The organism is Kineococcus rhizosphaerae (assembly GCF_003002055.1).
Classification (GTDB): domain Bacteria; phylum Actinomycetota; class Actinomycetes; order Actinomycetales; family Kineococcaceae; genus Kineococcus; species Kineococcus rhizosphaerae.
Window position 1 is genome coordinate 112,369 of record NZ_PVZF01000012.1, and the last position, 24,735, is coordinate 137,103.

Genomic DNA, 24,735 nt, shown 5'->3' on the forward strand with positions numbered 1-24,735 from the left:
GGTGGACGGAGGACATCCCCGCCGACCCGAATAGACTCGCTGCTCGTGTCCGCTATCTCCCGTTCCGAGGTCGAGCACCTCGCGCGCCTGGCGCGCATCGACATGTCCGACGAGGAGCTGGACCGCATGGCGGGTCAGCTCGACGCGGTCCTCGATGCCGTCGCGGCCGTCGCGAAGGTCGCCACCGACGACGTACCCGCCACCTCGCACCCCGTGCCCCTGACCAACGTGACCCGCCCCGACGTCGTCGGTGAGGTCCTCACCGCCGAGGAGGCGCTCGCGGGCGCCCCCGCCTCGGAGGACGGCCGGTTCCGGGTGCCCATGATCCTGGGGGAGGAAGCGTGAGCGACGAGCAGCGCGACGGCGCCTGGACCGAGGCGACACGCCGACGGAGTCGGTGCGTGGTGCCGAGGGAAGGCGGCGTCACCGGCGCCGCGACGGAGCGAACGGAGGGTGTGGCGTGAGCGAGCTGATCCGCAGGACCGCCGTCGAGCTCGCCGAGGCCCTGCGCACGAAGGAGGTCTCGGCCGTCGAGGTCACCCAGGCGCACCTCGACCGCATCGACGCCGTCGACGGGCCCGTCCAGAGCGGCGTCCACGCGTTCCTGCACGTCGACCACGAGGGCGCCCTGGCCCGCGCCCGGCAGATCGACGCCGACCGCGCCGCCGGCGCCGACCTCGGTCCGCTCGCCGGGGTCCCGATCGGGGTCAAGGACGTCCTGACGACCAAGGGCCTGCCCACCACCGCCGGCTCCCGGATGCTCGAGGGCTGGGTCCCGCCGTACGACGCGACCGTCGTGCGGTCCCTGCACGACGCCGGTCTCGTCGTCCTCGGCAAGACCAACATGGACGAGTTCGCGATGGGCTCGACCACCGAGCACTCCGCCTACGGCGACACCCGCAACCCGTGGGACCCCACCCGCATCCCCGGCGGCTCCGGCGGCGGGTCCGCGGCGGCGCTCGCGGCCTTCGAGGCCCCGCTGACCATCGGCTCGGACACGGGCGGCTCGATCCGCCAGCCCGCGGCCGTCACCGGCACGGTCGGCGTCAAGCCGACCTACGGCGCGGTCTCGCGCTACGGGCTCATCGCGCTGGCGAGCTCGCTGGACCAGGCCGGCCCGTGCGCCCGCACGGTGCTGGACACCGCGCTGCTGCACGCCGTCATCGCCGGACACGACCCCCTGGACTCCACCTCGATCCCGGCCGACGTCCCCGACGTCGTGGGTGCCGCGAAGCTCGGCGCCTCCGGCGACCTGACGGGCGTGAAGGTCGGCGTCGTCAAGGAGCTGTCCGGCGAGGGCTACGAACCCGGGGTCGTCGCCCGGTTCGAGGAGGCGCTGGAGGAGTTCCGCGCCGCCGGGGCGCAGGTCGTCGAGCTGAGCCTGCCGAACATCGTCCACGCGCTCGCCGCGTACTACCTGATCCTGCCGAGCGAGGCGTCGAGCAACCTCGCCAAGTTCGACGGGATGCGCTACGGGCTGCGCGTCGTGCCCGAGGGCGAGGGGGTGACGGCCGAGGCCGTCATGCGCGCCACCCGCGCCGCCGGGTTCGGCGACGAGGCCAAGCGGCGCATCGTCCTGGGCACCTACGCCCTGTCCGCGGGCTACTACGACGCCTACTACGGCAGCGCGCAGAAGGTCCGCACGCTGGTCCAGCGCGACTTCACCGCCGCGTTCGGCGACGTCGACGTGCTCGTCTCGCCGACCGCGCCGACGGTCGCGTACCGGCTCGGGGAGAAGCTGGACGACCCGCTGGCGATGTACGCCGGCGACGTCGCGACGATCCCGGCCAACCTCGCGGGGATCCCGGGCATGTCCCTGCCCGCGGGCCTCTCCGAGGGCCTGCCGGTGGGTCTGCAGATCCTCGCGCCGCAGCAGGCCGACGACCGGCTGTACCGGGTCGGGGCGGCGCTGGAGACGCGGTTGAACGACAGGTGGGGCGGGCCGTTGCTCGCGAAGGTCCCGACGTGGCAGGGGGTGTCGGCGTGAGCGTCGAACTGGTGGACTACGACGAGGCGGTCGCGCAGTTCGACCCGGTGCTGGGCCTGGAGGTCCACGTCGAGCTGAACACGAAGACCAAGATGTTCTCCGGCGCGCCCACGGAGTTCGGCGCCGAGCCGAACACCCAGGTCGACCCGACGTCGCTCGGGCTGCCCGGCGCGATGCCGGTGCTGAACGCCAAGGCGTTGGAATCCGCGATCCGCATCGGCCTGGCGCTGAACTGCTCGATCGCGACGTACTGCCGCTTCGCCCGGAAGAACTACTTCTACCCGGACATGCCGAAGAACTTCCAGACGTCGCAGTACGACGAGCCCATCGCCTTCGACGGCTACCTCGACGTCGACGTCCCGGCCAGTGAGGACGGCACGAAACCCGCCTTCACCTACCGGGTGCTCATCGAGCGCGCCCACATGGAGGAGGACACCGGCAAGTCCCTGCACGTCGGCGGTTCCACCGGCCGCATCCACGGCGCCGAGTTCTCCCTCGTGGACTACAACCGCGCGGGCATCCCGCTCATCGAGATCGTCACGAAGCCGCTGGAGGGCACGGGCGATCGCGCCCCCGACGTGGCGAAGGCGTACGTGGCGGCGCTGCGCGACCTGCTGCGCTCCCTCGACGTCTCCGACGTGAAGATGGAGCAGGGGTCGCTGCGCTGCGACGTCAACCTGTCGCTGCGGCCGTCCCCGCAGGCGAAGCTCGGGACGCGGTCGGAGACGAAGAACGTCAACTCGCTGCGCTCGGTCGAACGGGCCGTGCGCTACGAGGTGTCCCGGCACGCCGCGGTCCTGCGCTCGGGCGCGAAGGTCGTCCAGGAGACGCGCCACTGGCACGAGGACACCGGCCTGACGACCTCGGGCCGCGAGAAGTCCGACGCCGAGGACTACCGGTACTTCCCCGAACCCGACCTCGTCCCGATCGAGCCGGACCCGGCGTGGGTGGAGGAGCTGCGCGCCTCGCTGCCCGAGCCGCCCGCCGTGCGCCGCAAGCGGCTGCACGCCGAGTGGGGCTTCTCCGACCTGGAGTTCCGCGACCTCGTCAACGCCGGTGCGCTCGACGTCGTGGAGGCCACCGTCGCGGCGGGCGCCTCGCCGGCGGCGGCGCGCAAGTGGTGGTCCGGGGAACTGGCCCGGCGCGCCAACGTCGACGGCGTCGACCTGACCGACCTGCCCGTGCGCCCGGCCGACGTCGCCGAGCTCGCGAAGCTCGTCGAGGACGGCAAGCTCACCGACCGCCTCGCCCGCGAGGCCCTCGAGGGCGTCCTGGCCGGGGAGGGGTCGGTGGCCGAGGTCGTCGAGGCGCGCGGCCTCATCGTGGTGCAGGACGACGGCGCGCTCGCCGCGGCCGTCGACGCGGTCCTGGCCGCGAACCCGGACGTCGTGGAGAAGATCCGCGGCGGGAAGGCGCAGGCCGCCGGGGCGCTCATCGGTCAGGTCATGAAGCAGATGCAGGGCAAGGCGGACGCCGCGAAGATCCGTGAGCTGATCGCGGCGCGCGTCGGCTGACCGGGCCCCCACCGCCCGACTCCTGGGGACCTCTCGACGTCTCGGCCGCGTCCGAGGTGCGGGAGGTCCCCGGGAGTCGGGTCAGGACGGGCGCTCAGGCGCGCCGTCGCTCGTGGACGAAGCGGTTGAGCAGCGCGTCCACGACGAACCCGAGCGCGAGGGCGATGACGATGCCGAGCGCTGCCCCCACCAGCGGGGTGGACTCGATCCAGTGCCCGGCCAGGGAACCGATGGCGATGGAGTAGGCCGCCCAGGTGCACGCGGCGAGCGCGCTGAGGGGCACGAACCGCCGGCGCGGGAACCGCACGGCCCCGGCGGTGAGGTTGACGGCGATGCGCCCGATCGGGACGTAGCGGGCGGCGAGGACCGCGAAGGCCCCGCGCTTGTCGAGTTCGGCGGCGGCGCGGGTGAAGGCGCGTTCGAGGCGCGGGTGGCCCGCGATCCAGCGGCGCAGGGGGGAGTGCCGGCCCATCGCGTAGGTGAGGTTGTCGCCGACGAACGCGCCGACGAGCGCGCACGCGAACAGCGCCCACCGGTCCGGGTGCCCGGTGTCGGCCGCGATCGCGGCCAGGCCGATGACGACGGACTCGCTGGGCAGCGGCGGGACGAACGCGTCGAGCGCGGCGAGGGCGAGCACGGCGGCCAGCACCCACGGGGCTCCCGCGTGCTCGGTGACGAGCGCGTTGAGCTGGTCGAACACCTCGTCAGACTGCCACGTCGGGCCCTCCGGCGGCCGATCGGTCCCCGCCGGCTCGCAGGAGCGAGGACCTCGCCGCGCGCGTATCCTCCGGCGGGTGAAGGTCCTGTCGATCCAGTCCTCCGTCGCCCACGGTCACGTCGGCAACTCCGCCGCCGTCTTCCCCCTGCAGCGCATCGGGGTCGAGGTGATCCCCGTGCACACCGTGAACTTCTCCAACCACACGGGGTACGGGGCCTGGCGCGGACCGCTCATCGCCCCGGCCGACGTCGCCGACGTCCTCACCGGTGTCGAGGAGCGCGGGGTCTTCCCGCAGGTCGACGCGGTGCTGTCGGGGTACCAGGGCGGGGCCGGGATCGCCGACGTCATCGTCGACGCCGTGCGCCGGGTCAAGGCCGCGAACCCCTCGGCGATCTACGCGTGCGACCCCGTCATGGGGAACGCGAAGTCCGGCTGCTTCGTCGCCCCCGAGATCCCGGACCTGCTGCGCGACCGGGTCGTCCCCGTGGCCGACCTCATCACCCCGAACCAGTTCGAGCTGGGGTACCTCACCGGCACCGATCCCGGTTCCCTGGAGACGACCCTGGCCTCGGTGGACGCCGCACGGGCCATGGGCCCCTCCACCGTCCTGGTGACCAGCGTCGAACGTCCCGACCGCGAGGAGGGGACGATCGAGGTGCTCGTCGCCGACGACGCCGGGGCCTGGATCGTGAAGACCCCGCTGCTGCCGTTCAAGGCCAACGGGTCCGGCGACGTCACGGCCGCGCTGTTCACGGCCCACTACCGCGCGACCGGGGACGCGAAGGTCTCCCTGGAGCGGACCGTGTCCAGCGTGTTCGACCTGATCGAGCTGACCCACCGCTCCGGGCAGCGGGAACTGCAGCTCGTCGAGGCGCAGGAGTCCTACGCGCACCCGCGGCTGCAGTTCAGCGCCGAGCGGGTGCGCTGAGGGACGGGGTCAGGACAGGGGCACCGAGACCAGCCGGTCGTCGCCGGGCCGGGCGGTGCCCCGGAACGTGTTCGACGTGAGGACCCACAGCGAACCGTCCGGCCCCACCTCGACGGTCCGCAACCGGCCCAGGGTCCCGTCGAGGTAGGCGTCGGGCGTCCCCGTCGGCCCCTCGGGGGTCACCGGGACGCGCCACAGCTTCTGCCCGCGCAGGGCCGCGACGTACACGGCGTCGGGGGTGACGGCGATGCCGGAGGGCGAGGCGTCGTCCGTGGCCCAGGTCTGCAGGGGCGCGACGTACTTGCCGCCGCCATCCCCCTTCCCCTCGACCTCGGGCCACCCGTAGTTCCCGCCGGGGCGGATGAGGTTCAGCTCGTCCCAGGTGTCCTGCCCGAACTCCGAGGCGTACATCCGCCCCGCGGCGTCCCAGCCGAAACCCTGGACGTTGCGGTGCCCGTAGGACCAGGTGCGCGAGCCCGCGAACGGGTTGTCCGGCGGGACGGACCCGTCGGCGCCCACCCGCAGGATCTTGCCGCCCAGGGAGTTCACGTCCTGGGCGCTGGGACGGTCCTGCGCGTCGCCGGTCCCGACGTAGAGGTCCCCGTCGGGCCCGAAGGCGATCCTGCCCCCGTTGTGCGTCGAGTTCTTCGGGATGCCGGTGACGATCGGCGTGGCCTCCGTGAGCCGGTCCTGCGCCAGGGTGTAGCGCACGACCCGGTTGTCGTCGCGGGCCGTCTGGTAGAGGAAGACGTGCTGGTCGCTCGCGAACCCCGGCGACAGCGCGACCCCCAGGAGGCCGCCCTCCCCGCCGGGGGAGACGTCCGGCACCTTCCCGTCGGGGCCGTCGGCGCCCACCACGGTCTGCACGCCGGGCCCGACCCGCACCACCCGCGCCTGGTCGCGCAGCGTCACCAGGGCCGTCCCGTCCGGCAGCACCGCCAGCCCCCACGGGACGGCGAGCCCGGTGGCGATGTCGACGGGCGTGCCGGGTTTGCCGATCGCGGCCGCGACCGGGTCGGGCAGCGCCGTGGGGGACGCGGTGGTCGTCGCGGACGGCGCGGGCTCGGACACCACGGGGGCCGTCGACCGCACCGGGTCCGGCGTCGGGGCCGAGCAGCCCACCAGCACCGCCCCCGTCAGGGCCGCGGGCAAGAAGGTCCTCCACCGGGTCCGCACCCGTCCATCCTCACCCGGCGCCCGTCCGATGGCGAGAACGGCTGGGTAACGTGCCCGCCGTGAGCGTCCCCGTGAGCATCGTGGTGAGCGTGCCGTCCGCGTCGTGGGCCAGGGCCCTCGGGCCCGTCGAGGGCGCCGAGGTCGTGGTCTGGGACGGGCAGGCACCCGCCCCTGACCCGGCGCCGGACCTCGTCGTCCCGCCGTACGTCGCGACCCCCGACCTTTCGCACCTGCCCGCGGGGACGCGGGCCGTCCAGCTGCTGACCATCGGCTACGACGGCGTGCCGGAGCAGCTGCCCCCGGGCGTGCGGCTGTGCAACGCGACCGGCGTGCACGAGACCTCGACGGCCGAGCTCGCCGTCGGCCTGACGGTCCTGGCCCTGCGCGGTCTGGCCGACGACGTCCGGTCGATGGCGACGGGGGACTGGAGGCCCTCCCTGCGCACCTCGCTGGCCGACCGCCGGGTGCTCGTCGTCGGCTGGGGCGGCGTCGGGCGGGCCACCGCCGCGCGGCTGGCGCCCTTCGAGTGCTCGGTCACCGCGGTCGGCACTCGGACCCGGGTCCAGGACGGCGTCGCCGTCCACGCCGTCGAGGAACTGCCAGACCTGCTGCCGGAGCACGACGTCGTCGTGCTCGCCTGCCCGCTCACCGAGCGGACCCGCGGGCTCGTCGGTGAGCGGTTCCTCGCCGCGCTGCCGGACGGGGCCCTCGTCGTCAACGTCGCCCGCGGCCCGGTCGTGGACACCGGCGCGCTCGTGGCCGAACTGCGCACCGGCCGGCTGCGGGCCGCGCTCGACGTCACCGACCCCGAACCCCTGCCCGCCGACCACGAGCTGTGGACCCTGCCCGGCGTCGTCGTCACCCCGCACGTGGGCGGGAACTCCACGGCCTTCCGGCCCCGGATGGTCGCGTTGCTGACGGAGCAGATCGCCCGGCTCGCAGCGGGTCAGGAGCTGCGCAACGTCATCGTCTGAGGGTCTCGTCGTAGCGCGCCAGGACCAGGTCCACGACGCGGGGATCGATCCCGAGGGGTTCGGTGACCAGCGCCGCGCCGACCGAGCCCAGCCGCGCGGAGAACACCCCCGGCGCCAGCAGGTAGCTGACGACGGCCACCGGACCGGGCCTGGCCGCCGCGACGGCCCCGGCCACCGGGGGGTCCTGCGCGGACAGGAACCCGGAGGTCACCGGACGTCCCAGGCGCTGCGACAGCGACTGCGCCGCGCGGGCGACGTCGGCCTGCGCCTGCGCGTCGGACGAACCCGCCGCGGCCAGGACGACGTTCCCGGCGAAACCCCCCAGGCGTTCGACGAGGACGTCGGTGATGACCTCGCTGGGACCCAGTGCGGCCGAGGCGACCGCCCGCCCGCCCCCGCGGGTCAGGGCCTCGGCGATGTCGACGCGCACGTGGTACCCGCTGGACAGCAGCAGCGGCACCACCACCGCGTCCCGCCCGGCGTCGGCGCACACGCGCTCGACGACGTCGGCCAGGAAGGGCTCGTGGACGTCGACGTGCGCGGCCTCCACGTCCAGCCCCGGGCGGGCGGCCCGCACGGCGTCGCGCAACCCGTCGACGACGGAACGGCCTGCGGCCGAGCGGGTCCCGTGCGAGCAGGCGATCAGCACCGGGGGGAGCACCGGGGAGTTCACGAGGCCACGTCCAGCCGGTAGCCGCGCTTGACCACGGTCCGCACGAGACCGGCGTCCGGCAGTGCGGAGCGCAACCGGCCCACGGTCACCTCGACGGCGTGCACGTCGGCGGCGCCGGGCAGCGTCGGCAGCAGGTCCTCCCGGCTCAGCACCGCCCCGCCGGCGTCGGCCAGGCGCCGCAGCACGGCCCGTGGCCCCGGGGCGAGTTCGAGCACCTCGCCGTCCAGGAGGGCGGTCTGCGCGCGCAGCACGAGCCGCCCGTGGCTCGTGGCCACGTCGGCCAGCGGGTGCGCGGCCAGGTGCGCCGTCAGCGTCCGCAGCAGCGCCCCGAGGCGCCAGCGGTCCGGGATCAGGGGCTCGACCCCCTCGGCCCGCAGGGGTTCAGCGGTCACGTCGCCCACCGCGCACGCCACGACGCCGTCGCCGAAGGCCGCGACGAGGTCGTCGCGGCGCCCGAGCGTGCGCGCCTTCTCCAGAAGTGCCACCGCGCCGGGGGCGCTCGTGAACGTCACGGCGTCCAGGGACCGGGAGGCGACGAGGTCGACGAGCCGGTCCACCGCGCCCGGGTCGGCCGGTGGCAGCCACCGGTACACCGACACCCCGCGCACCCGCGCCCCCGCCGCCAGCAGCGGGGCGAGCTGGTGCTCGTCGGCCGCCCCGTGCAGCTGCACCACGATCGAGCGGCCCGCCACGCCCTCGGCCACGAGGCGCTCGACGGCCTCCGCGGTCTGCTCCGAGGCCGCCGACCACGTCTCGCGCAGGCCGTTGGCGCGGATGACCCCCGTCGCCTTGGGGCCGCGGGCGACGACCTGGGCCCGGCCCAGCGTCGCCAGCAGGTCGGCCGCGAGCCCGGCGGCGTCGGCGGCCTCCACCCAGCCCCGCAGCCCGATGCCCGTCGTGACGAGCACGACGTCCGGCGGGTCGGCGATGACGTCGCGCGTCTCGGCCAGCAGCTGGTCGTCCTCGGTCAGCGGGACGATCCGCATGGTCGGCGCGTGGACCACGCGGGCGCCCTTGCGCTCGAACGTCGCGATCATGTCGCCCGAGCGGCGGTCGCTGGTGATGCCGATCGTCACGCCCAGGAGTTCACTCACGAGTGCGGACGGTAGGCGACCGGCGCGCCGGGCGTCACCTCCGCCTCCTCCTCGGCCAGACCCGCCACGGCCCCCACGACGATGACGGCGGGGTTGCGCACCCCGCGCTCGCGGGCGAGGTCGGCGATGTCCGCGAGGGTTCCCCGGGTCGTGCGCTGCCCCGCGCGCCAGCCGTTCTCGACGACTGCGACAGGGGTCGTCGCGGGTTTGCCCGCGGCGACGAGCGCGGCGGCGGTCCGCGGCAGCGTCGTGACGCCCATGAGGAGCACCAGGGTCCCCTCGACGCGGGCCAGGGCGTCCGCGTCGACCTCCTCGTGGCCGCTGACCACGGTGACCGAGCGCGCCAGCCCGCGGTGCGTCACGGGGATCCCGGCCGCGGCCGGGACGGCGAACGCGCTCGTCACGCCCGGGACGACCTCGACCTCGACCCCCGCGGCGCGGCAGGCGAGGACCTCCTCCCCGCCGCGGCCCAGCACGTACGGGTCGCCCCCCTTGAGCCGCACGACGCGCCGGCCCGCCAGGGCGTGCTCGACGAGGATCCGGTTGATCTCCTCCTGCGGCACGGGGTGGTGGTCGGGCGTCTTGCCGACGTCGACGACCTGGACCTCGGGGTCGAGGTCGGCCAGGACGTCGGTGGGCGCGAGCCGGTCGACGACGACGACGTCGGCCTCGGCGAGCCGGCGCCGGCCGCGCAGCGTCAGCAGGTCCACCTCACCCGGCCCGCCCCCCACGAGGGTGACCCGGCCCGGGCCCGGCCGCCGTCGGCGCAGGGGAGCCGCACCGGAGTCCAGCCAGCGCGACAGGGCCTCGCGCAGCCCGCGGGCGCGGCGGGGGTCGCCGCCGGCGGTGACGGAGACGGTCACCTCGCCGTCGCCCATGTCGCGCCGCACGACGGCCGGCGTCCACGCGGCCGACGCCTCGGCGTCGTCGGCGCGCACGCACCAGACCCGCAGCGCCTCGGCGGCCGCGGCGACCGCCGCGTCGGCCCGGGGGTCGCCCGTGGCGGTGTGGACGAGCCAGACGTCGGCGACGTCGGCCGGTTCGACCTCCCGGGCCTGCCAGCGCAGGTGCGGCAGCAGGTCGCGCAGGTCCTCGCACAGGCTGGGCGCGACGACCAGGACGTCGGCGCCGGCGGCCACGAGGTCGGCGGCCCGGCGGGCCGCGACGGGGCCGCCGCCGGCCACCAGGACCCGGCGCCCGGTCACGTCGAGGTGCAGGGGGTACCGCGCAGCACCGGTCACGCCACTGGTCACAGGGACACCTCCACGAGACCGTCTGCCGTCACCCGGCACGGGTGCACGGCGATCGAACCCTCCCCGCCGGCCGCCTCACCCGTGGTGAGGTCGAACGCGGTCAGGTGCAGGGGGCAGACGACGACTGTCTCATCGATCTGCCCGTCCGCCAACGGCCCACCGGCGTGCGGGCAGGCGGCCTGCACGGCGCTGACCTTCCCGCTGCGGTGCCGGAACAGCGCGACCTGCTCGCCGTCGACGACGTACGCGCGGCCCTCCCCGACGGGCAGGTCCTCCACGCTGCACACCGGGCGGCTCACGAGCGCACCGCCGGCATCCCCAGGGGGAGCGCGGGGCGGAACTGTCCGGTCGTCACGGGGGCGGTGCCTTCCTGCCAGGGGTCGCGGTAGTTGTCGACGGCGGCCTGCACGCGTTCGTCCAGGCCCGCAGCCAGACCGTCGGAGTCGTCCACGAGGACCTTGCGCACGCGCTCGATCCCGAGACGGGGGACGAACTCGTAGGTGCGTTCCAGCCAGTTCCCCCACTCCCGGTAGAACTGGATGAACCGGCCGGTGAGGGTCAGCACCTCCTGCGCCGAGCCGACGGTGGCCAGCAGGTCGCCCTTGCGGACCGTGGCCCCGGCGGCCCCGCCGACGTAGACCTCCCACTTGCCCGCCCCGACCGCGACGACCCCGATGTCCTTGACGTAGGCCTCGGCGCAGTTGCGGGGACAGCCCACGACGCCGAGCTTGAGCTTGGCGGGGGTCTCGATGCCCTGGTAGCGGGTCTCCAGGTCGATGCCGAGCTGGGTGGAGTCGTCCAGCCCGAACCGGCAGAACTCCGAGCCGACGCACGTCTTCACGGTGCGGAAGCTCTTGCCGTAGGCGTACCCGGACGGCATCCCGAGGTCCGCCCACACCTTCGGCAGGTCCTCCTTGGCGACGCCGAGCAGGTCGATGCGCTGCCCGCCGGTGACCTTGACCATCCCGACGTCGTACTTGTCGGCCACGTCGGCGATCTTGCGCAGCTGCTCGGGGGTCGTGACGCCGCCCTTCATCTGCGGCACCACGGAGAACGTCCCGTCGCGCTGGATGTTCGCGTGGACGCGGTCGTTGATGTACCGCCCGTCGCGCTCCTCCTCGATGCCCTCGGGCCACATCATCCGCAGCAGCGACGTCAGGCCCATCTTCGACTTCGCGTCCTCGACGCCGCCGGGGGCCAGTTCGCGGAACACCGCCGAGACCGACTTCAGCCCGCGCTCGCGGATGGCGGCCATGAGCTCGGGCTTGGCCAGCGGGACCCCCGGGACGTACCAGCCCACGCTCTCGTCGACCGTGAGGTCCCCGCCCGCGGCCCACTCGGTGATCTGCTCCACGAGGGGTTTGCAGGACCCGCAGCCCTTGCCGGCCTTGGTCTTGCCCATGACCGCCGTGATCGACGTGCAGCCGCCGGCGACCGCGTCGACGATCCTCCCCTTGGTGACGCCGTTGCAGTTGCAGACCTGGACGTCGTCGGACAGCTCGGCCACCGACGTCGCCTCGTCGGGGGATCCGAGGTCGAACAGCAGGCTCGTGCGCTCTTCGGGCAGGGGCAGGCCCTGGTCGAACGCCTGGGTGAGGAACGCCGTCTTGCGGACGTCGCCCAGGAGCGTGGCCCCCACGAGGCGGCCCTCGCGGACCACGACGTTCAGGTACACGCCGCGGTGCGGTTCGGAGAACACCACGAACTCGTCGTCGTCGCGCTCGGGGCCGGGCAGGCCCATGGCGACGACGTCCACGCCGGCGACCTTGAGCTTCGTGGACGTCCGGGTGCCGTGGTACTCCGCGTCCGGCCGGGCGCCGGTGAGGTGGTCGGCCAGGACGCCCGCCTGGTCCCACAGCGGGGCGACGAGGCCGTAGGTCTGGCCGCGGTGCTGGACGCACTCGCCCACGGCGTACACGTCGGGGTGGCTGGTGCGCATCCGGTCGTCGACGACGACCCCGCGCTCGACCTCCAGCCCGGAGCGGACCGCCACGTCGACGTTCGGGCGGATCCCCGCCGCGATGACCACGAAGTCCGCCTCCAGGACCGTGCCGTCGGGCAGTTCGACCCCCTCGACCCGGCCGGTGCCGCGCAGACCCCGGGTGCGGACGCCGGTGTGGACGCGGATGCCCAGTTCCTCGATCTTCCGGCGCAGGACGCGCCCGGCCTCGGGTCCGAGCTGCTGGTTCATGAGGTGCGCGGGGGAGTGGACGAGGTCTACCTGCAGACCGTGCGTGGCCAGGCCGTGCGCGGCCTCCAGGCCGAGCAGCCCGCCGCCGATGACGACCGCGCGGCGGTGGGTCTTCGCCGAGGTCAGCAGGGACCGGGCGTCGTCGAGCGTGCGGAACGTGAACACGCCGTCGAGGTCCAGCCCCTCCATCGTCGGGAAGAACGGCGTGGACCCGGTGGCCAGCAGCAGCGTGTCGTAGGGGGTCCGGCCGCCGTCGGCGTCGTGCACGACCTTGGCGAACCGGTCGATCCGGTCCACCCGGACCCCGGCGCGCAGGTCGATGGAGTTCTGCGCGTACCACGGCAGCGCGTTGAGGAAGATCGCCTCCTCGGTCTCCTCGCCGGACAGCACGTGGGACAGCATGATGCGGTTGTAGTTGCCGTACGGCTCGTCCCCGAACACCGTGATGTCGAACTGCTCGGCACCGCCGCGGTCGAGGAGTTCCTCCACCGCGCGGATGCCGGCCATGCCGTTGCCGACGACCACCAGGCGGCGGCGGTGGTGGTCGCGCTGGCGGGGGACCGGGCGTTCCCGGGTCCCCGTCCGCGTCTCGGTCCCCGTCTGCGTCTCGGCCCCCGTCTCGTCGATGCTCACCGTCACACCTCCACGAGGCCGAGGTCGACGACGACGCAGCCGGTCAGGCCCTCGGGGGCCATGACCTGCAGCTCCAGCGTCGAGGGTGCCTCGACGTCCTCGACGATGCTCAGCGGGACGTGCACGGCGTCCCTGGCGCCGATCGGGAACAGCCGCACCGCGACCCCGTCGCGCAGCAGCGCCACGACCACCAGTTCCCCGGTGGGGTTGCCGCCGCGGAAGTAGACCGGTTGCGCGCGGTACCCGTCCGGGACCCGGAAACCGGTCAGGCCCTCGAGGGGGACGCCCTTCTCCAGGCCGGCGCCGGTGAACGGGTACGTGCCCTGCAGGAAGCGGGGGGTCGAGCTCACGGTGGTCTCCTCAGATCCGGGCGCCGGCGAAGCGCTGGGCGCGGCCGACCTTGTAGACGGCGAACGTCACGACCGCGCAGACGGCGTAGAAGGCGATGAAGCCGACGAGGGCGGGCTGCAGGGAGCCGGTGTCCTTGATCGACGCGGCGAACACGCGGGGGACGATGAACCCCCCGTAGGCGCCGATGCCCGCGGCGATCCCGATGCAGGCCGCGGCCTTGCGCTTGGCCAGCACGAGGTCCTCCGGCGCGGTGGCCGGGTCGATGCCGGCCCGGAAGATGGCCGGGATCATCCGGTACACCGCGCCGTTGCCGACGCCGCTGGCGACGAACAGGACGAGGAAGCTGGCGAAGAACCCGGCGAACGTCCCGGCGCTCAGCGAGGCGATGGCGCCGAGCGCACCGAGGGCCATGACGCCGTAGGCGGCGATGCTCATGGTCGCCCCCGAGGTCCGGTCGGCCAGCTTGCCGCCCGTGGGGCGCGCCATCGACCCGACGAGCGCACCGAGGAAGGCCAGGGTGAGCGGGACCTGCGGCAGGCCGAGGAAACCCCACGTGAAGGAGACCTGCGGGAACTCCTGCTTGATGAGCGTCGGGAACACCCCTGCGTAGCCGATGAAGGAACCGAACGTCCCGATGTAGAGGAACGAGACGATCCACGTGTGCTTGTTCCGCACGGCCGCCGCGTACCCGGCGAGGTCGGCCCGGGCGGTGGACAGGTTGTCCATGTACCGCCACGCGAGCACCGCCGCGAGCACCGCCAGCGGGATCACGACGAGACCCGCGCGGTCCAGGGCCAGACCGCCGCCAACGACCACGACGATCGGGATGACGAGCTGCACCACCGCGACACCGAGGTTGCCGCCGGCCGCGTTCAGGCCCAGGGCCGCGCCCTTCTCCCGCTCGGGGTAGAAGAAGGAGATGTTCGCCATGCTGCTGGCGAAGTTCCCGCCCCCGACGCCGGCGGTCGCCGCGACGAGCACCATGAGCCAGAACGGGGTGCCGGGGTCCTGCACCACGACCGCCAGCCCGACGCACGGCACGATCAGCAGCAGGGCCGAGACGATCGTCCAGTTGCGCCCCCCGAACTTCGGGACCGCGAAGGTGTACGGGAACCGCAGGGTGGCCCCGACGAGGTTCGGCACGGCGATGAGCCAGAACATCTGGTCCGCCGTGAGCGCGAACCCGGCGCTGTTCAACGACGGCGTCACGATGGTCCACAGCTGCCAGACGGAGAAGCCCAGGAACTCGGCGAAGATCGACAACCAGAGGTTGCGCTGGGCGGTGCGGCGGCCGGTGGCCTCCCACCGGGCGACGTCCTCGGGGTCGTGGTCGTCGACCCAGCGGCCGGACCGGGGGGCCGGGACGGTGGTGCGGGTGTCGAGGGTCATGGGGTGACCGTAGGAACGGCGGGTTACGGCTGGTCGTTCGTGCCGTTGCGGCGGCGTCACGTTGTCCTCACGGTGCGCCCGGGGGGCTGTGAGGAGAGCGCACCACGGCCGCAACACGAGGGAAACGGCCGCGCAACGACGCCCGCGTTCACTGCGGGGCATGACCACGTCCGTGCGCAGCGCCTGCTCCTACTGCGGGGTCGGGTGCGGGGTGGTGCTCGACGTCGCGACCGACCCCGGGACCGGACGCCGGTCGATCGTGAAGGTCACCGGGGACCGTGAGCACCCCGCCAACCGGGGCAGGTTATGCACCAAGGGTGCCACCAGCGCCGCTCTCGCGACCGCCCCGGGCCGGCTGACGACGGCGCAGGTCCGCGACGGGCGGGAGCTGCGGGCCGTCCCGCTCGACGAGGCGGTGCAGCGGGTCGCCGACCGGTTCCGGGACACCGTCGCCGAGCACGGGCCGGACTCCGTCGCGGTCTACGTCTCCGGGCAGATGTCCATCGAGGCTCAGTACCTGGCCAACAAGCTCACCAAGGGCTTCTGGCGGACCAACCAGATCGAGTCGAACTCCCGGTTGTGCATGGCCAGCGCCGGCACCGGCTACAAGCAGTCCCTGGGGGCCGACGGGCCGCCGGGCTCCTACGACGACTTCGACCACGCCGACGTGTTCCTCGTCGTCGGCTCCAACACGGCCGACTGCCACCCGATCCTCTTCCTGCGGATGATGGACCGGGTCCGGGCGGCCGGGGCGAAGCTGATCGTCGTCGACCCCCGGCGCACCGCGACCGCCGAGGCCGCCGACCTGCACCTGCCCGTGCGCCCGGGCACCGACCTCGCCCTGCTCAACGGTCTGCTGCACCTGCTCGTCGAGCTCGGCGCGGTGGACGAGGGGTTCGTCGCCGCGCACACCACCGGGTGGGAGGCGATGGCCGGCGTGGTCGCCGACCACCCCCCGGCCCGGGTCGCCGAGCTCACCGGGATCCCCGAGGCCGACCTGCGGAGTGCCGCGGAGCTGATCGCCGGCACGCGGAACTGGATGAGCTGCTGGACGATGGGGCTCAACCAGAGCGTGCACGGCACCTGGAACACGAACGCCCTCGTCAACCTCCACCTCGCCACGGGCGCCATCGGCCGGCCCGGCAGCGGGCCGTTCTCCCTGACCGGGCAGCCCAACGCCATGGGCGGGCGGGAGATGGGCTACATGGGACCGGGCCTGCCCGGGCAGCGCTCGGTCCTCGTCGAGGCCGACCGCGACTTCACCGAGAGCGTGTGGGGCCTGGAACCCGGGACGTTGCGCACCGACGTCGGCACCGGGACGATCGACCTGTTCCGCCGGATGGCGGACGGGCAGGTCAAGGCCTGCTGGATCATCTGCACGAACCCCGTCGCCTCCGTGGCGAACCGCGCCACCGTGGTGGAGGCGTTGCAGCGCTGCGACTTCGTCGTCGTCCAGGACGTGTTCGAGAAGAACGAGACCACGCCGTACGCCGACGTCCTGCTGCCCGCGACGCTGTGGGCGGAGTCCGACCAGGTCGCGGTGAACTCCGAGCGGACCATGACGCTGCTGCCGCAGGCCGTCGACCCCGTCGGCGACGCGAGGCCGGACTGGGAGCTCATCGCCGGGGTGGCCCGCGCCGCGGGGTTCGGCGAGCAGTTCCGCTACGCCGACGCCGCCGAGGTGTTCGAGGAGATCCGCCGCTTCTCCAACCCGGGCACCGGGTACGACCTGCGCGGGGTCGACCACGAGCGGCTGCGCGAGGGGCCCGTCCAGTGGCCCGCCGCCCCGGGGGGACCGGCCAGGAACCCCGTGCGGTACCTCACCGACGACGGGTCGCTGCGGTTCCCCACGCCCAGCGGCAGGGCGGTGTTCTGGCCGCGGCCCTTCGTGCCGGCGGCCGAGCTGCCCGACGACGAGCACCCCTTCGTGCTGAACACCGGCCGCGTGCAGCACCAGTGGCACACGCTCACCAAGACGGGGAAGGTCGCCCAGCTCAACAAGCTCAACCCCGGTCCGTTCGTCGAGGTGCACCCCGACGACGCGGCCCGGCTCGGGCTCGCCGAGGGCGACCGGGTCGAGGTGCGGTCCCGCCGGGGCAGGGTGGTGCTGCCGGCGGTGGTGACCGACCGGGTGCTGCCCGGCTGCTGCTTCGCCCCCTTCCACTGGAACGACACCCACGGCGAACTCCTCGCGGTGAACGCCGTGACCAACGACGCCGTCGACCCCGACAGCTTCCAGCCCGAGTTCAAGGTGTGCGCCGTGCAGCTGACCCGCGTCCCGTCGGAGGTGACCCGGCCGGGCCCCCCGGTGTTCGACGAGCGGCAGACGCGCTACCTCGACGGGTTCCTGCACGCGCTGGGGCAGTCCCCGGCGTCCGTCCCGGTGCTGCCGGCCTCGGCCCCGTTCACCGAGGCCGACCGGGCGTGGGTCGACGGGTTCCTCGCCGGGACGTTCGCGTCGAGCGCCCCCACTCCCGCCCCGACGGCCGGGGCGGCACCGGGGGAGGTGCCCGACGTGCTCGTGCTGTACGCCTCGCAGACGGGGTCGGCCGAGGAGCACGCCCGCTCGGCGGCGGAGGTGCTGGCCGGTGCGGGGGTGCGGGTCGGGGTCCGCGGGATGGACGAGACGACCCCGGCGCAACTGGCCCCCACGACGCTGCTGGTCTCCAGCACCTTCGGCGACGGGGGACCACCCGACAACGGTGAGTCGTTCTGGGACAGCCTGTCCGCGCCCGACGCGCCCCGCCTGGAGGGCAACCGGTTCGCCGTCCTCGCCCTCGGGGACTCCACCTACGCCGACTTCTGCGGGCACGGCCGCCGCCTCGACGAGCGGTTCGCCGAGCTCGGCGCCCGCCGCCTGCTGGACCGGGTCGACTGCGAACCCGGCGAGGACGAGCGCGCGCAGGAGTGGAGCGCCCGGGTCGCGGCCCTGCTCGGGTCGCCGGACGCGGCCCCCCCGCTCTCCGAGGTCCCCGTGAGCCCCGTCATCCCGGCCCAGCGGTCGGTGCGGGCGACCCGCACGGACCCCTGCTCCTCCCGCCTCGTGCGCAACGTGCGGCTCAACGCGACGGGCTCGTCCAAGGAGGTCCGCCAGATCGGGTTCGCCCGGGTCGCGGGACTGGAGCACCAGGCCGGCGACTCCCTGGGGGTGTGGCCCGTCAACGACCCGGCCGTGGTGCAGGAGGTGGCCCGGCGCACGGGCCTGGACGTCGAGGAGCTGCGCGACCTCGACGTCACCCGCCCCTCGGCGGACCTCCTGCGGTTCGTCGGCCGCCACTCCCGGCAGGAGGGCCTGGACGCCGACCGGTGCCGGGGCCTGCAGACCGCCGACGTCCTGCGGCAGTTCCCCGTCCGGGCCGAGCCGGCCGAGTGGCGCACCCTGTTCAAGCCCCTGCGACCGCGCCAGTACTCCATCTCCTCGGCGCCCGAGGCGCACCCCGACGAGGTCCAGCTCACCGTCTCCACGGTGCGCTTCGGCGACCCGGTGCGCGGCGGGGTCTGCTCGACGTTCCTCGCCGACCGCGCCGAGGGGCGGGACGTGCGCGTCTTCGTCCAGCCCTCGCCGGCGTTCCGCCCCCCGGCCGAGGCGTCGGTGCCGATGGTGATGATCGGGCCCGGCACCGGGATCGCGCCGTTCCGCGCGTTCCTGCAGCACCGGCGGGCGCACGGCGCCACAGGACGGAACTGGCTGTTCTTCGGCGAGCGGAACTCGGCGACCGACTGGTACTACCGCGAGGAGTTCGAGGCCTGGCGCGAGGACGGGTTCCTCACCCGCCTCTCCCTGGCCTTCTCCCGGGACCAGCCCGAGAAGGTGTACGTCCAGGACCGGGTGCGCCGGCACGGGGAGGAGCTGTGGCGCTGGATCGCCGACGGTGCCCACGTCTACGTCTGCGGCGACGCCGCCCGCATGGCCAAGGACGTCGACGCGGCCCTGCGCGACGTGGTCGCCCGGCACGGCGGGATGGACGCCGACGACGCGGCCGCGTTCGTGCAGGAGATGGCCAGGGGCAAGCGGTACGTCCGCGACGTCTACTGAGACGTCTACTGAGACGTCAGCTGAGACGTCTGCTGACCGGCGCGGGCGGGGTGCGAAGCTGGGCCCGTGCAGATCGAGCTCCTCGGCCCGCTGCGGGTCCTGGCGGACGACGGGACCGAGGTCGCGGTGCCCGGGACGCGGCTGCGCCGCCTGCTGGCCGAGCTCGCGCTGCGCGCCGGGCACCCCGTCTCGACGGGGCTGCTCGAGGACCTGCTGTGGACCGAGGAGGCGCCGAGCGGACCCGGTGCGCTGCAGTCCCTCGTGTCCCGGCTGCGCCGGACGCTGGGGGACGGGGCGACCGTCGCGGCCGGCCCGGCCGGGTACGCGCTGCGCGGGGTCGACGTCGACGTCCCGCAGGTGGAGGCGGGGTTCGCGCGCGGGCGGGCGCTGCTGCGCGAGGGGCGGTCCGCGCAGGCCGAGCAGACCCTGACGGCCGCGCTCGGCCGCTGGCGCGGTCCGCTGGCCGAGATCGCCGGCACCCCGGACGCCGTGCGCCTGGAGGAGGCCCGCCTGGAGGCCCTCGCCGACCGGGCCCGGGCGCGGTTGTCCCTGGGCGAGCTCGACGGGCTGGCCGCCGAGCTCGACGAGCTCGCCCGGGCCCACCCGCTGCGCGAGGGGTTCGCCGAGCTGCGGGTCCGCGTCCTGACCGCCGCGGGGCGGGCGGGGGAGGCGCTGGCCGCCTACGAGCACACCCGGAAGGTCCTGGCCGACGAGCTCGGGGCCGACCCGTCCGCGCCGCTGCGCGCGGCCCACCTGGAGGCGCTGGCGGGCGGACCCGGTCCCGGCTCCGGGCGCGCCGGCGTCGCGCCGGCGGCGCTGACCTCGTTCGTGGGGCGCGACGGCGACGTCGCCCGCGTCCGGGAACTGCTGCGCTCGGCCCGGTGCGTGACCCTCGTCGGGCCCGGGGGCGCCGGCAAGACCCGGTTGTCCACCGAGGTCGCCGCGCTGCTCGGGGGCGTCGTCAACGTCGTCCCGCTCGCCCCGGTCGCCGAGGGCGCCGACGTCCTGGGGGCGCTCGCCGCCGTCGTCGGGGCCCGGGACACCGGCCGCGAGAAGCGCCCGCTGCGCGCCGACCTCGACCAGCGCTCGCGCGTGCTGTCGGCCCTCGGCGGCCCGCCGACCCTGCTCGTCCTCGACAACTGCGAACACGTCGTCGACGCCGTCGCGCACCTGGCCGAGGACCTGCTGCACGCCTGCCCGGGCCTGACGGTGCTCGCCACCTCCCGCGAGGGCCTGGGGATCGAGGGCGAGGTCCTGCACCCGCTGGGCCCCTTGCGCGGCGAGGCGGCCGTGGAGCTGTTCGCCGACCGGGCCCGCGCGGTGTCGCCGGGGTTCAGCGCCGAGGGAGCGCAGCGCGACGTCGTCGAGCGGATCGTCGCCCGGCTCGACGGCCTGCCGCTGGCCCTGGAGCTGGCCGCGGCGCGGTTGCGCACGATGAGCCCGGACGACCTGCTGGAGCGGCTGTCCGACCGGTTCCGCGTCCTGACGGGGGGCCGGCGGACGGCGGTGGCCCGCCACCGCACGCTGCGCGCCGTCGTCGACTGGAGCTGGGACCTGCTCGAACCCGACGAGCGCACGCTGCTGCAGCGGCTGTCGGTCTTCCACGCCCCCGTCCAGGTCGAGGCCGCGGCGGCGCTCGCCCCCGACCTGGGGGACGAGGTCACCGTGGCCGACCTCCTGGGGTCCCTGGTCGAGAAGTCGCTGGTGCAGCTGCGTCCGGGGACCCCGGCCCGGTACGGGGTGCTGGAGACGATCAGGGAGTACGGCGCCGAACGGCTCGCCGCCTCCGGCGAGCTGGAGAAGGCCCTGGAGGCGCGCAGCGACTGGGCGCTGGGGGTCGTCGAGCGCGCCTCGGCCGGTCTGCGCGGGTCCGCGCAGGCGTCCTGGTCGCAGCGGCTGGACGCCGAGTCCGAGGACCTGCTGGCCGCCCTGCGGCACCTGGTCGCCTCCGCGCGGCCCGCGGACGCGCTGCGGCTGGCGATCCCCGTGGCGACGTGGTGGACGGCGCTGGGCCGGCACGCCCCGGCGCAGGAGTGGCTCGCGACGGCCCGCTCGGGCGGTCCCTCGGGCGGACCGGCGGACCTGGTGGCCGAGGGGATCGAGCTCGTGAACTCGGTCATGGACGGCCGGGCCCAGTGGGAGGCGACGCGCGGGCGCATGGAGGAACTGCGTGCGGGCCTGCTGGCGGTGCCGGCGGCCGAGCGCAACGCCATGACGGTGCTGCTGTCCATGTTCCTCGAACGCCTCACCGACGAGGCCAGGGGGGACGTGGTCCACCTGGCCGACGACCCGCAGGTCCAGCGGTTCCTGGCCGTCGCCCCGCACGACCCGTGGATCGACGCCCTCGTGCACCTCATGTGCGCGGCGGGGGCCGAGAACCTGGGCGACGCCGAGGGCATGGCCCGGTACGCCGCCCTGGCCGCGGAGGGGTTCGGCGCCCTGGGGGAGAGCTGGGGGCGGGCCGGGGCCCTGCGGTTCCGGGCGCAGCACCTGCTCTACACCGGGGACCTGGACGGGGCGGAACGGACCTACCGGCTCGCGGCGGACCTGGTGTCGGCCTTCGGCAACGTCGACGACGAGGTCCAGCTGCGGATGCGCCTGGTCGACGTCCTGCAGCGCCGCGGGCTGCTGGAGGAGGCGACCGCCGAGCTGGACCGGATGGGGGTCGTGGCGGGGACCACCTCGGCGACCACCCGCACCTGGCTCGTCCTGACGCAGGTGGGGTTGCTGCGCGCCACCGGGCGGCTCGACGAGGCGCACGCCGTCGTGCGCGAGCAGTTGGCCGACCTCTCCCGGCGCCCCACGAGCGCGATCTGGGGGCACGAGCGCGCGGGGTTGCTGACGGCCTGGGCACACGTCCAGCTCGCCACCGGGCGGCTGGAGGAGGCCGCGGCGACGGTGCGGGAATCGGTGGAGTTCGCTCTGGGGACCTTCGACATGCCCATCGTCTCCCTCGCCGCGGTGGCGGCGGCGCGCTGGTCGCTGCTGGCGGGTGAACCGGCCCGGTCCGCCCGCCTGCTGGGTGTCGCCGCCAACCTGCGCGGCGCCGACGACCGGAGCGAACCGGACGTCGCCCGCACCCGCGCCGACCTCGAACGGCACCTGGCCGCGGAGGTCGTCGAGGCCGCCCACGCCGCGGCGCGCGACCTGCCGCGGTCCGCGGCGCTGGCCGCGCTGCGTGCCGCCGTGGGACTCCGGGACGACGAGCGCGGAACCCCTTGAGCCCGGGCGGCACCGGGCACGCGGCGCCGCGAACGCGCCGCGCCCGCCCCGGGGTTCCCCGGGGCGGGCGCGCTGGACGGCGGGCGAGGGACGTCAGGCCCGGCGGTTGTAGGCGCGCAGGGCCAGCGGGACGAACACCGCGAGGAACACCGCGATCCAGCCCCCCGTCCAGGCCAGGTCGCCGGCCACGGGGCCGCCGAGCATCAACCCGCGGACCACGCCGACGAGGTGGGTGATCGGGTTGACGTGGACGAAGCTCTGCAGCCAGCCGGGCATGGTGGCGGTGTTCACGAACACGTTGCTGCCGAAGCTCAGCGGCATGACGAGCAGGAACATGAGCCCCTGCACGGCACCGGGCGTGCGGACCAGCAGGCCGACGAACACGGAGATCCAGCAGAACGACAGGGCGAAGGCCATCGAGACCCCGAGGGCCGCCAGCGTCGGAACCAGTCCCGTCTGGACCCGGAAACCCATGACGTACGCCGCGCCCATGGTGATCGCGAACAGGATGAGGTACCGCACGACGTCGGCCAGGACCGCCCCCACCAGTGGGGCCGACCGTGCGATGGGCAGCGACCGGAACCGGTCGAAGACGCCCTTCTGGATGTCGGAGTTCAGGTTCTGCCCGAGGGCGACCCCGGCGAGCGCGATGGACTGGGCCAGCAGGCCCGGCAGCAGGTACTGCAGGTAGCTCGTGCGGTCCCCGCCGCCGAGGGCGCCACCGAAGATGTACGTGAACAGCAGCAGGAAGATGATCGGCTGGATCGTCACGTCGATGAGCGCCTCGGGGGTCCGGGCGGTCTTGATCAGGTTGCGGACCGCCAGGGCCGCAGCGTGTCGCAGGCCCCGGAAGGGACTGGGCGAGGTCGGCAGGACGGTCGTGGGCGTGGGGCGCTCCAGGGTGGTGCTCACGCGGCCACCTCCTTCTGGGTGAGGGTGGAGAAGACTTCGTCGAGGGTGGGCAGGTGCAGCGAGAGTTCGCTCACCGCGATGCCGCGGTCGGCCAGCGCCGACACCGTGGAGCCCATCGCGCGTTCGTCCAGGACCGGGACGGAGAACCCCCCGCCGGCCAGCGGAGCGGGTTCCTCGTGGGAGACGCCGGCGAGCAGGGCCTGGACGACGGGGCCGTCGGCGGCGTCGACGGGCACGACCGTCAGGGTCCGGTTCCCGGCCTGGCGCTTGAGCCCGACGGGGGTGTCGTGGGCGATGACGCGGCCGTGGTCGATGACGGTGATCTCGTCGGCCAGCTGGTCGGCCTCCTCGAGGTACTGCGTGGTCAGCAGGATCGTCGAACCCTCGTCGACGAGCGTGCGCACGACGTCCCACATCGCGTCGCGCTTGGCCGGGTCCAGGCCGGTGGTGGGTTCGTCGAGGAACACCACGGCCGGGCGCCCGACGAGGGAGGCCGCGAGGTCCAGACGCCGGCGCATCCCCCCGGAGTAGGTGCCCGCCGGGCGCGAGGCGGCGTCGGTGAGGTCGAACCACTCGAGCAGTTCGGCCGCGCGCCGGCGGGCGTCGCGGCGGGACAGGTCGAGCAGGGTGCCGATGAGGACGAGGTTCTGCACCCCCGTGAGGTCCTCGTCCACCGAGGCGTACTGGCCGGTGAGCCCGATCGTGCGGCGGACCGCGGCGGCGTCGCGGACGACGTCGAACCCGCCGATGCGGGCACTGCCCTCGTCGGGCCGCAGCAGCGTCGCGAGGATCCGCACGGCCGTCGTCTTGCCCGCGCCGTTCGGCCCGAGCACCCCGAGGACCCTGCCCTCGCCCACCTGGAGGGAGACACCGTCGAGCGCCTGGGTGTCACCGAATCGTTTGCGCAGGCCGTCGGCCTCGATCGCGTAGGTCATGGCAGGACGGTCGCGGGGGGCGCTGGCACGGCACTGGCACGACGCTGGCACGAGCTGGCGCTACCTGGCACGGAGCTGGAGCCGGTACCCTCGGGACGTTTGGCCTCTTCGCCCTCGCGCCACCGTCTCGAGAATCGGACCCATGGACAAGCTCACCCTGCTCCAGGTCAGCCACCGCTACGACGTCGACGTCGCGACGCTGCACTCCCTCGTCGGGCGCGGCGCGCTGCCGGCCCCGACGTGGTCCGAGGGACGGCTGGGCTGGGAGGCCGCCGAGGTCCGCGCCTCGCTGCGGGCACTGGGGCAGCTGCGCTCCTGAGCACTGCCGTGACCGGGGTCCCTATGTCATGGGACCCCGGCGGCGACCACGTCGCCCAGGGCGGGTTCGGGGAGCACGTCGACGGCGTCTTCCGCCCGCGGAGGGTGACCGGCCGACCGGGACCACCTGCCGCGGGTCGACCGGTCCCGCCAGTACTGGGACGGACCCGTGGCGCTCCTGGTCGAGGTGCTCCCGCCCTCGAACGAGGCGGAGGACCGGGTCCGCAACCTGCACGACGACGCGGCAGCCGGGTGTCCCGAGCACTGGATCTGGAGCCGGCGCCCAGCGCCGGACTCCCCGTGGGGAAGGGTGGTGCACGTGTTCACCCTCGTCGGGGGCGCCTACGTCCTGGACCAGGTGATCACCGGCTCCGCGCACCTCGACCGCTGGGGGATCACCGTCGACGTCGAGGGGCTCCTCGAGGGCTGAG

The 24,735-nt window shown here is 74.4% G+C and carries 20 protein-coding genes; 9 read left to right on the forward strand and 11 right to left on the reverse strand.

What is annotated here, in order from left to right; translation table 11 throughout:
• Positions 1-45 precede the first annotated feature (45 nt).
• From gatC to gatB, 3 genes are all read left to right on the forward strand, one after another.
• Positions 46-345, forward strand: a complete 300-nt coding sequence (gatC, locus tag CLV37_RS20965; RefSeq protein WP_106214100.1) for an Asp-tRNA(Asn)/Glu-tRNA(Gln) amidotransferase subunit GatC — start codon at positions 46-48, stop codon at positions 343-345.
• Between the two features lie 115 nt (positions 346-460).
• Positions 461-1,987, forward strand: coding sequence for an Asp-tRNA(Asn)/Glu-tRNA(Gln) amidotransferase subunit GatA (gatA, locus tag CLV37_RS20970; protein WP_106214102.1), 1,527 nt, complete (start codon positions 461-463; stop codon positions 1,985-1,987).
• Positions 1,984-3,501 carry an Asp-tRNA(Asn)/Glu-tRNA(Gln) amidotransferase subunit GatB gene (gatB, locus tag CLV37_RS20975; RefSeq protein ID WP_106214228.1) on the forward strand — a complete coding sequence of 506 codons (1,518 nt, stop codon included), beginning with the start codon at positions 1,984-1,986 and terminating at the stop codon, positions 3,499-3,501. The genes gatA and gatB overlap by 4 nt, the downstream gene beginning before the upstream one ends.
• A gap of 94 nt (positions 3,502-3,595) precedes the next feature.
• Here gatB and CLV37_RS20980 read toward each other — a convergent pair whose 3' ends face one another.
• Positions 3,596-4,201: a DedA family protein gene (locus CLV37_RS20980; protein ID WP_106214104.1), complete on the reverse strand. Its 606-nt coding sequence runs from the start codon at positions 4,199-4,201 to the stop codon at positions 3,596-3,598.
• A 94-nt stretch (positions 4,202-4,295) separates the two neighbouring features.
• Here CLV37_RS20980 and pdxY point away from each other — a divergent pair, with 94 nt between their 5' ends.
• Positions 4,296-5,147, forward strand: a complete 852-nt coding sequence (gene pdxY / locus CLV37_RS20985; protein ID WP_106214106.1) for a pyridoxal kinase PdxY — start codon at positions 4,296-4,298, stop codon at positions 5,145-5,147.
• 9 nt (positions 5,148-5,156) lie between these two features.
• Here pdxY and CLV37_RS20990 read toward each other — a convergent pair whose 3' ends face one another.
• The gene (locus CLV37_RS20990; protein WP_245885520.1) at positions 5,157-6,299 is read right to left on the reverse strand and encodes a PQQ-dependent sugar dehydrogenase; all 1,143 of its coding nucleotides are present in this window, start codon (positions 6,297-6,299) and stop codon (positions 5,157-5,159) included.
• Between the two features lie 83 nt (positions 6,300-6,382).
• On the opposite strand from CLV37_RS20990, the gene CLV37_RS20995 reads away from it, so the two are divergent.
• Positions 6,383-7,297 carry a 2-hydroxyacid dehydrogenase gene (locus tag CLV37_RS20995; RefSeq protein ID WP_245885521.1) on the forward strand — a complete coding sequence of 305 codons (915 nt, stop codon included), beginning with the start codon at positions 6,383-6,385 and terminating at the stop codon, positions 7,295-7,297.
• On the opposite strand, the gene CLV37_RS21000 is transcribed toward CLV37_RS20995, so the two are convergent.
• From CLV37_RS21000 to CLV37_RS21030, 7 genes are all read right to left on the reverse strand, one after another.
• On the reverse strand, positions 7,287-7,970 hold the full coding sequence (locus CLV37_RS21000; protein WP_211298830.1) for a sirohydrochlorin chelatase: 684 nt from the start codon (positions 7,968-7,970) through the stop codon (positions 7,287-7,289). The genes CLV37_RS20995 and CLV37_RS21000 overlap by 11 nt on opposite strands.
• The gene (locus CLV37_RS21005) at positions 7,967-9,064 is read right to left on the reverse strand and encodes a uroporphyrinogen-III synthase (RefSeq protein WP_106214110.1); all 1,098 of its coding nucleotides are present in this window, start codon (positions 9,062-9,064) and stop codon (positions 7,967-7,969) included. The genes CLV37_RS21000 and CLV37_RS21005 overlap by 4 nt, the downstream gene beginning before the upstream one ends.
• Entirely contained in the window at positions 9,061-10,317 is a 1,257-nt protein-coding gene (gene cobA, locus CLV37_RS21010) for a uroporphyrinogen-III C-methyltransferase (RefSeq protein WP_245885522.1), read from the reverse strand. Before cobA ends, CLV37_RS21005 begins: the two co-directional genes overlap by 4 nt.
• Positions 10,314-10,616, reverse strand: a complete 303-nt coding sequence (locus CLV37_RS21015; protein WP_106214112.1) for a Rieske (2Fe-2S) protein — start codon at positions 10,614-10,616, stop codon at positions 10,314-10,316. Before CLV37_RS21015 ends, cobA begins: the two co-directional genes overlap by 4 nt.
• The gene (gene nirB / locus CLV37_RS21020; protein WP_342762296.1) at positions 10,613-13,033 is read right to left on the reverse strand and encodes a nitrite reductase large subunit NirB; all 2,421 of its coding nucleotides are present in this window, start codon (positions 13,031-13,033) and stop codon (positions 10,613-10,615) included. The genes CLV37_RS21015 and nirB overlap by 4 nt, the downstream gene beginning before the upstream one ends.
• A 110-nt stretch (positions 13,034-13,143) precedes the next feature.
• On the reverse strand, positions 13,144-13,491 hold the full coding sequence (locus CLV37_RS21025; RefSeq protein WP_106214114.1) for a molybdopterin oxidoreductase: 348 nt from the start codon (positions 13,489-13,491) through the stop codon (positions 13,144-13,146).
• A gap of 10 nt (positions 13,492-13,501) precedes the next feature.
• Complete coding sequence (locus CLV37_RS21030; RefSeq protein ID WP_106214116.1) at positions 13,502-14,881, reverse strand: MFS transporter; 1,380 nt, start codon at positions 14,879-14,881, stop codon at positions 13,502-13,504.
• A 160-nt stretch (positions 14,882-15,041) separates the two neighbouring features.
• On the opposite strand from CLV37_RS21030, the gene CLV37_RS21035 reads away from it, so the two are divergent.
• Both CLV37_RS21035 and CLV37_RS21040 read left to right on the forward strand, forming a co-directional pair.
• The gene (locus tag CLV37_RS21035; protein ID WP_211298831.1) at positions 15,042-18,917 is read left to right on the forward strand and encodes a bifunctional nitrate reductase/sulfite reductase flavoprotein subunit alpha; all 3,876 of its coding nucleotides are present in this window, start codon (positions 15,042-15,044) and stop codon (positions 18,915-18,917) included.
• Positions 18,918-18,983: 66 nt separating this feature from the next.
• Positions 18,984-22,139, forward strand: coding sequence for an ATP-binding protein (locus CLV37_RS21040; RefSeq protein WP_106214118.1), 3,156 nt, complete (start codon positions 18,984-18,986; stop codon positions 22,137-22,139).
• Positions 22,140-22,232: 93 nt separating this feature from the next.
• Here the strand turns inward: CLV37_RS21040 and CLV37_RS21045 are convergent, their stop codons facing one another.
• Both CLV37_RS21045 and CLV37_RS21050 read right to left on the reverse strand, forming a co-directional pair.
• Entirely contained in the window at positions 22,233-23,051 is an 819-nt protein-coding gene (locus CLV37_RS21045) for an ABC transporter permease (RefSeq protein WP_245885524.1), read from the reverse strand.
• Positions 23,048-23,986 carry an ATP-binding cassette domain-containing protein gene (locus CLV37_RS21050; RefSeq protein WP_106214120.1) on the reverse strand — a complete coding sequence of 313 codons (939 nt, stop codon included), beginning with the start codon at positions 23,984-23,986 and terminating at the stop codon, positions 23,048-23,050. The genes CLV37_RS21045 and CLV37_RS21050 overlap by 4 nt, the downstream gene beginning before the upstream one ends.
• Positions 23,987-24,128: 142 nt before the next feature.
• Between CLV37_RS21050 and CLV37_RS27795 the strand changes: the two genes are divergently transcribed.
• Together CLV37_RS27795 and CLV37_RS21055 are read left to right on the forward strand one after the other, a co-directional pair.
• Complete coding sequence (locus CLV37_RS27795) at positions 24,129-24,305, forward strand: hypothetical protein (RefSeq protein WP_170127407.1); 177 nt, start codon at positions 24,129-24,131, stop codon at positions 24,303-24,305.
• A gap of 126 nt (positions 24,306-24,431) precedes the next feature.
• The gene (locus CLV37_RS21055; RefSeq protein WP_106214122.1) at positions 24,432-24,734 is read left to right on the forward strand and encodes a Uma2 family endonuclease; all 303 of its coding nucleotides are present in this window, start codon (positions 24,432-24,434) and stop codon (positions 24,732-24,734) included.
• Position 24,735: the final 1 nt, after the last annotated feature.

Coding starts and splice junctions, on each gene's coding strand:
- CLV37_RS21030 (WP_106214116.1), bottom strand. CDS start 14,881: ATGACCCTCGACACCCGCACCACCGTCCCGGCCCCCCGGTCCGGCCGC.
- CLV37_RS21035 (WP_211298831.1), top strand. CDS start 15,042: ATGACCACGTCCGTGCGCAGCGCCTGCTCCTACTGCGGGGTCGGGTGC.
- CLV37_RS21050 (WP_106214120.1), bottom strand. CDS start 23,986: ATGACCTACGCGATCGAGGCCGACGGCCTGCGCAAACGATTCGGTGAC.
- CLV37_RS27795 (WP_170127407.1), top strand. CDS start 24,129: ATGGACAAGCTCACCCTGCTCCAGGTCAGCCACCGCTACGACGTCGAC.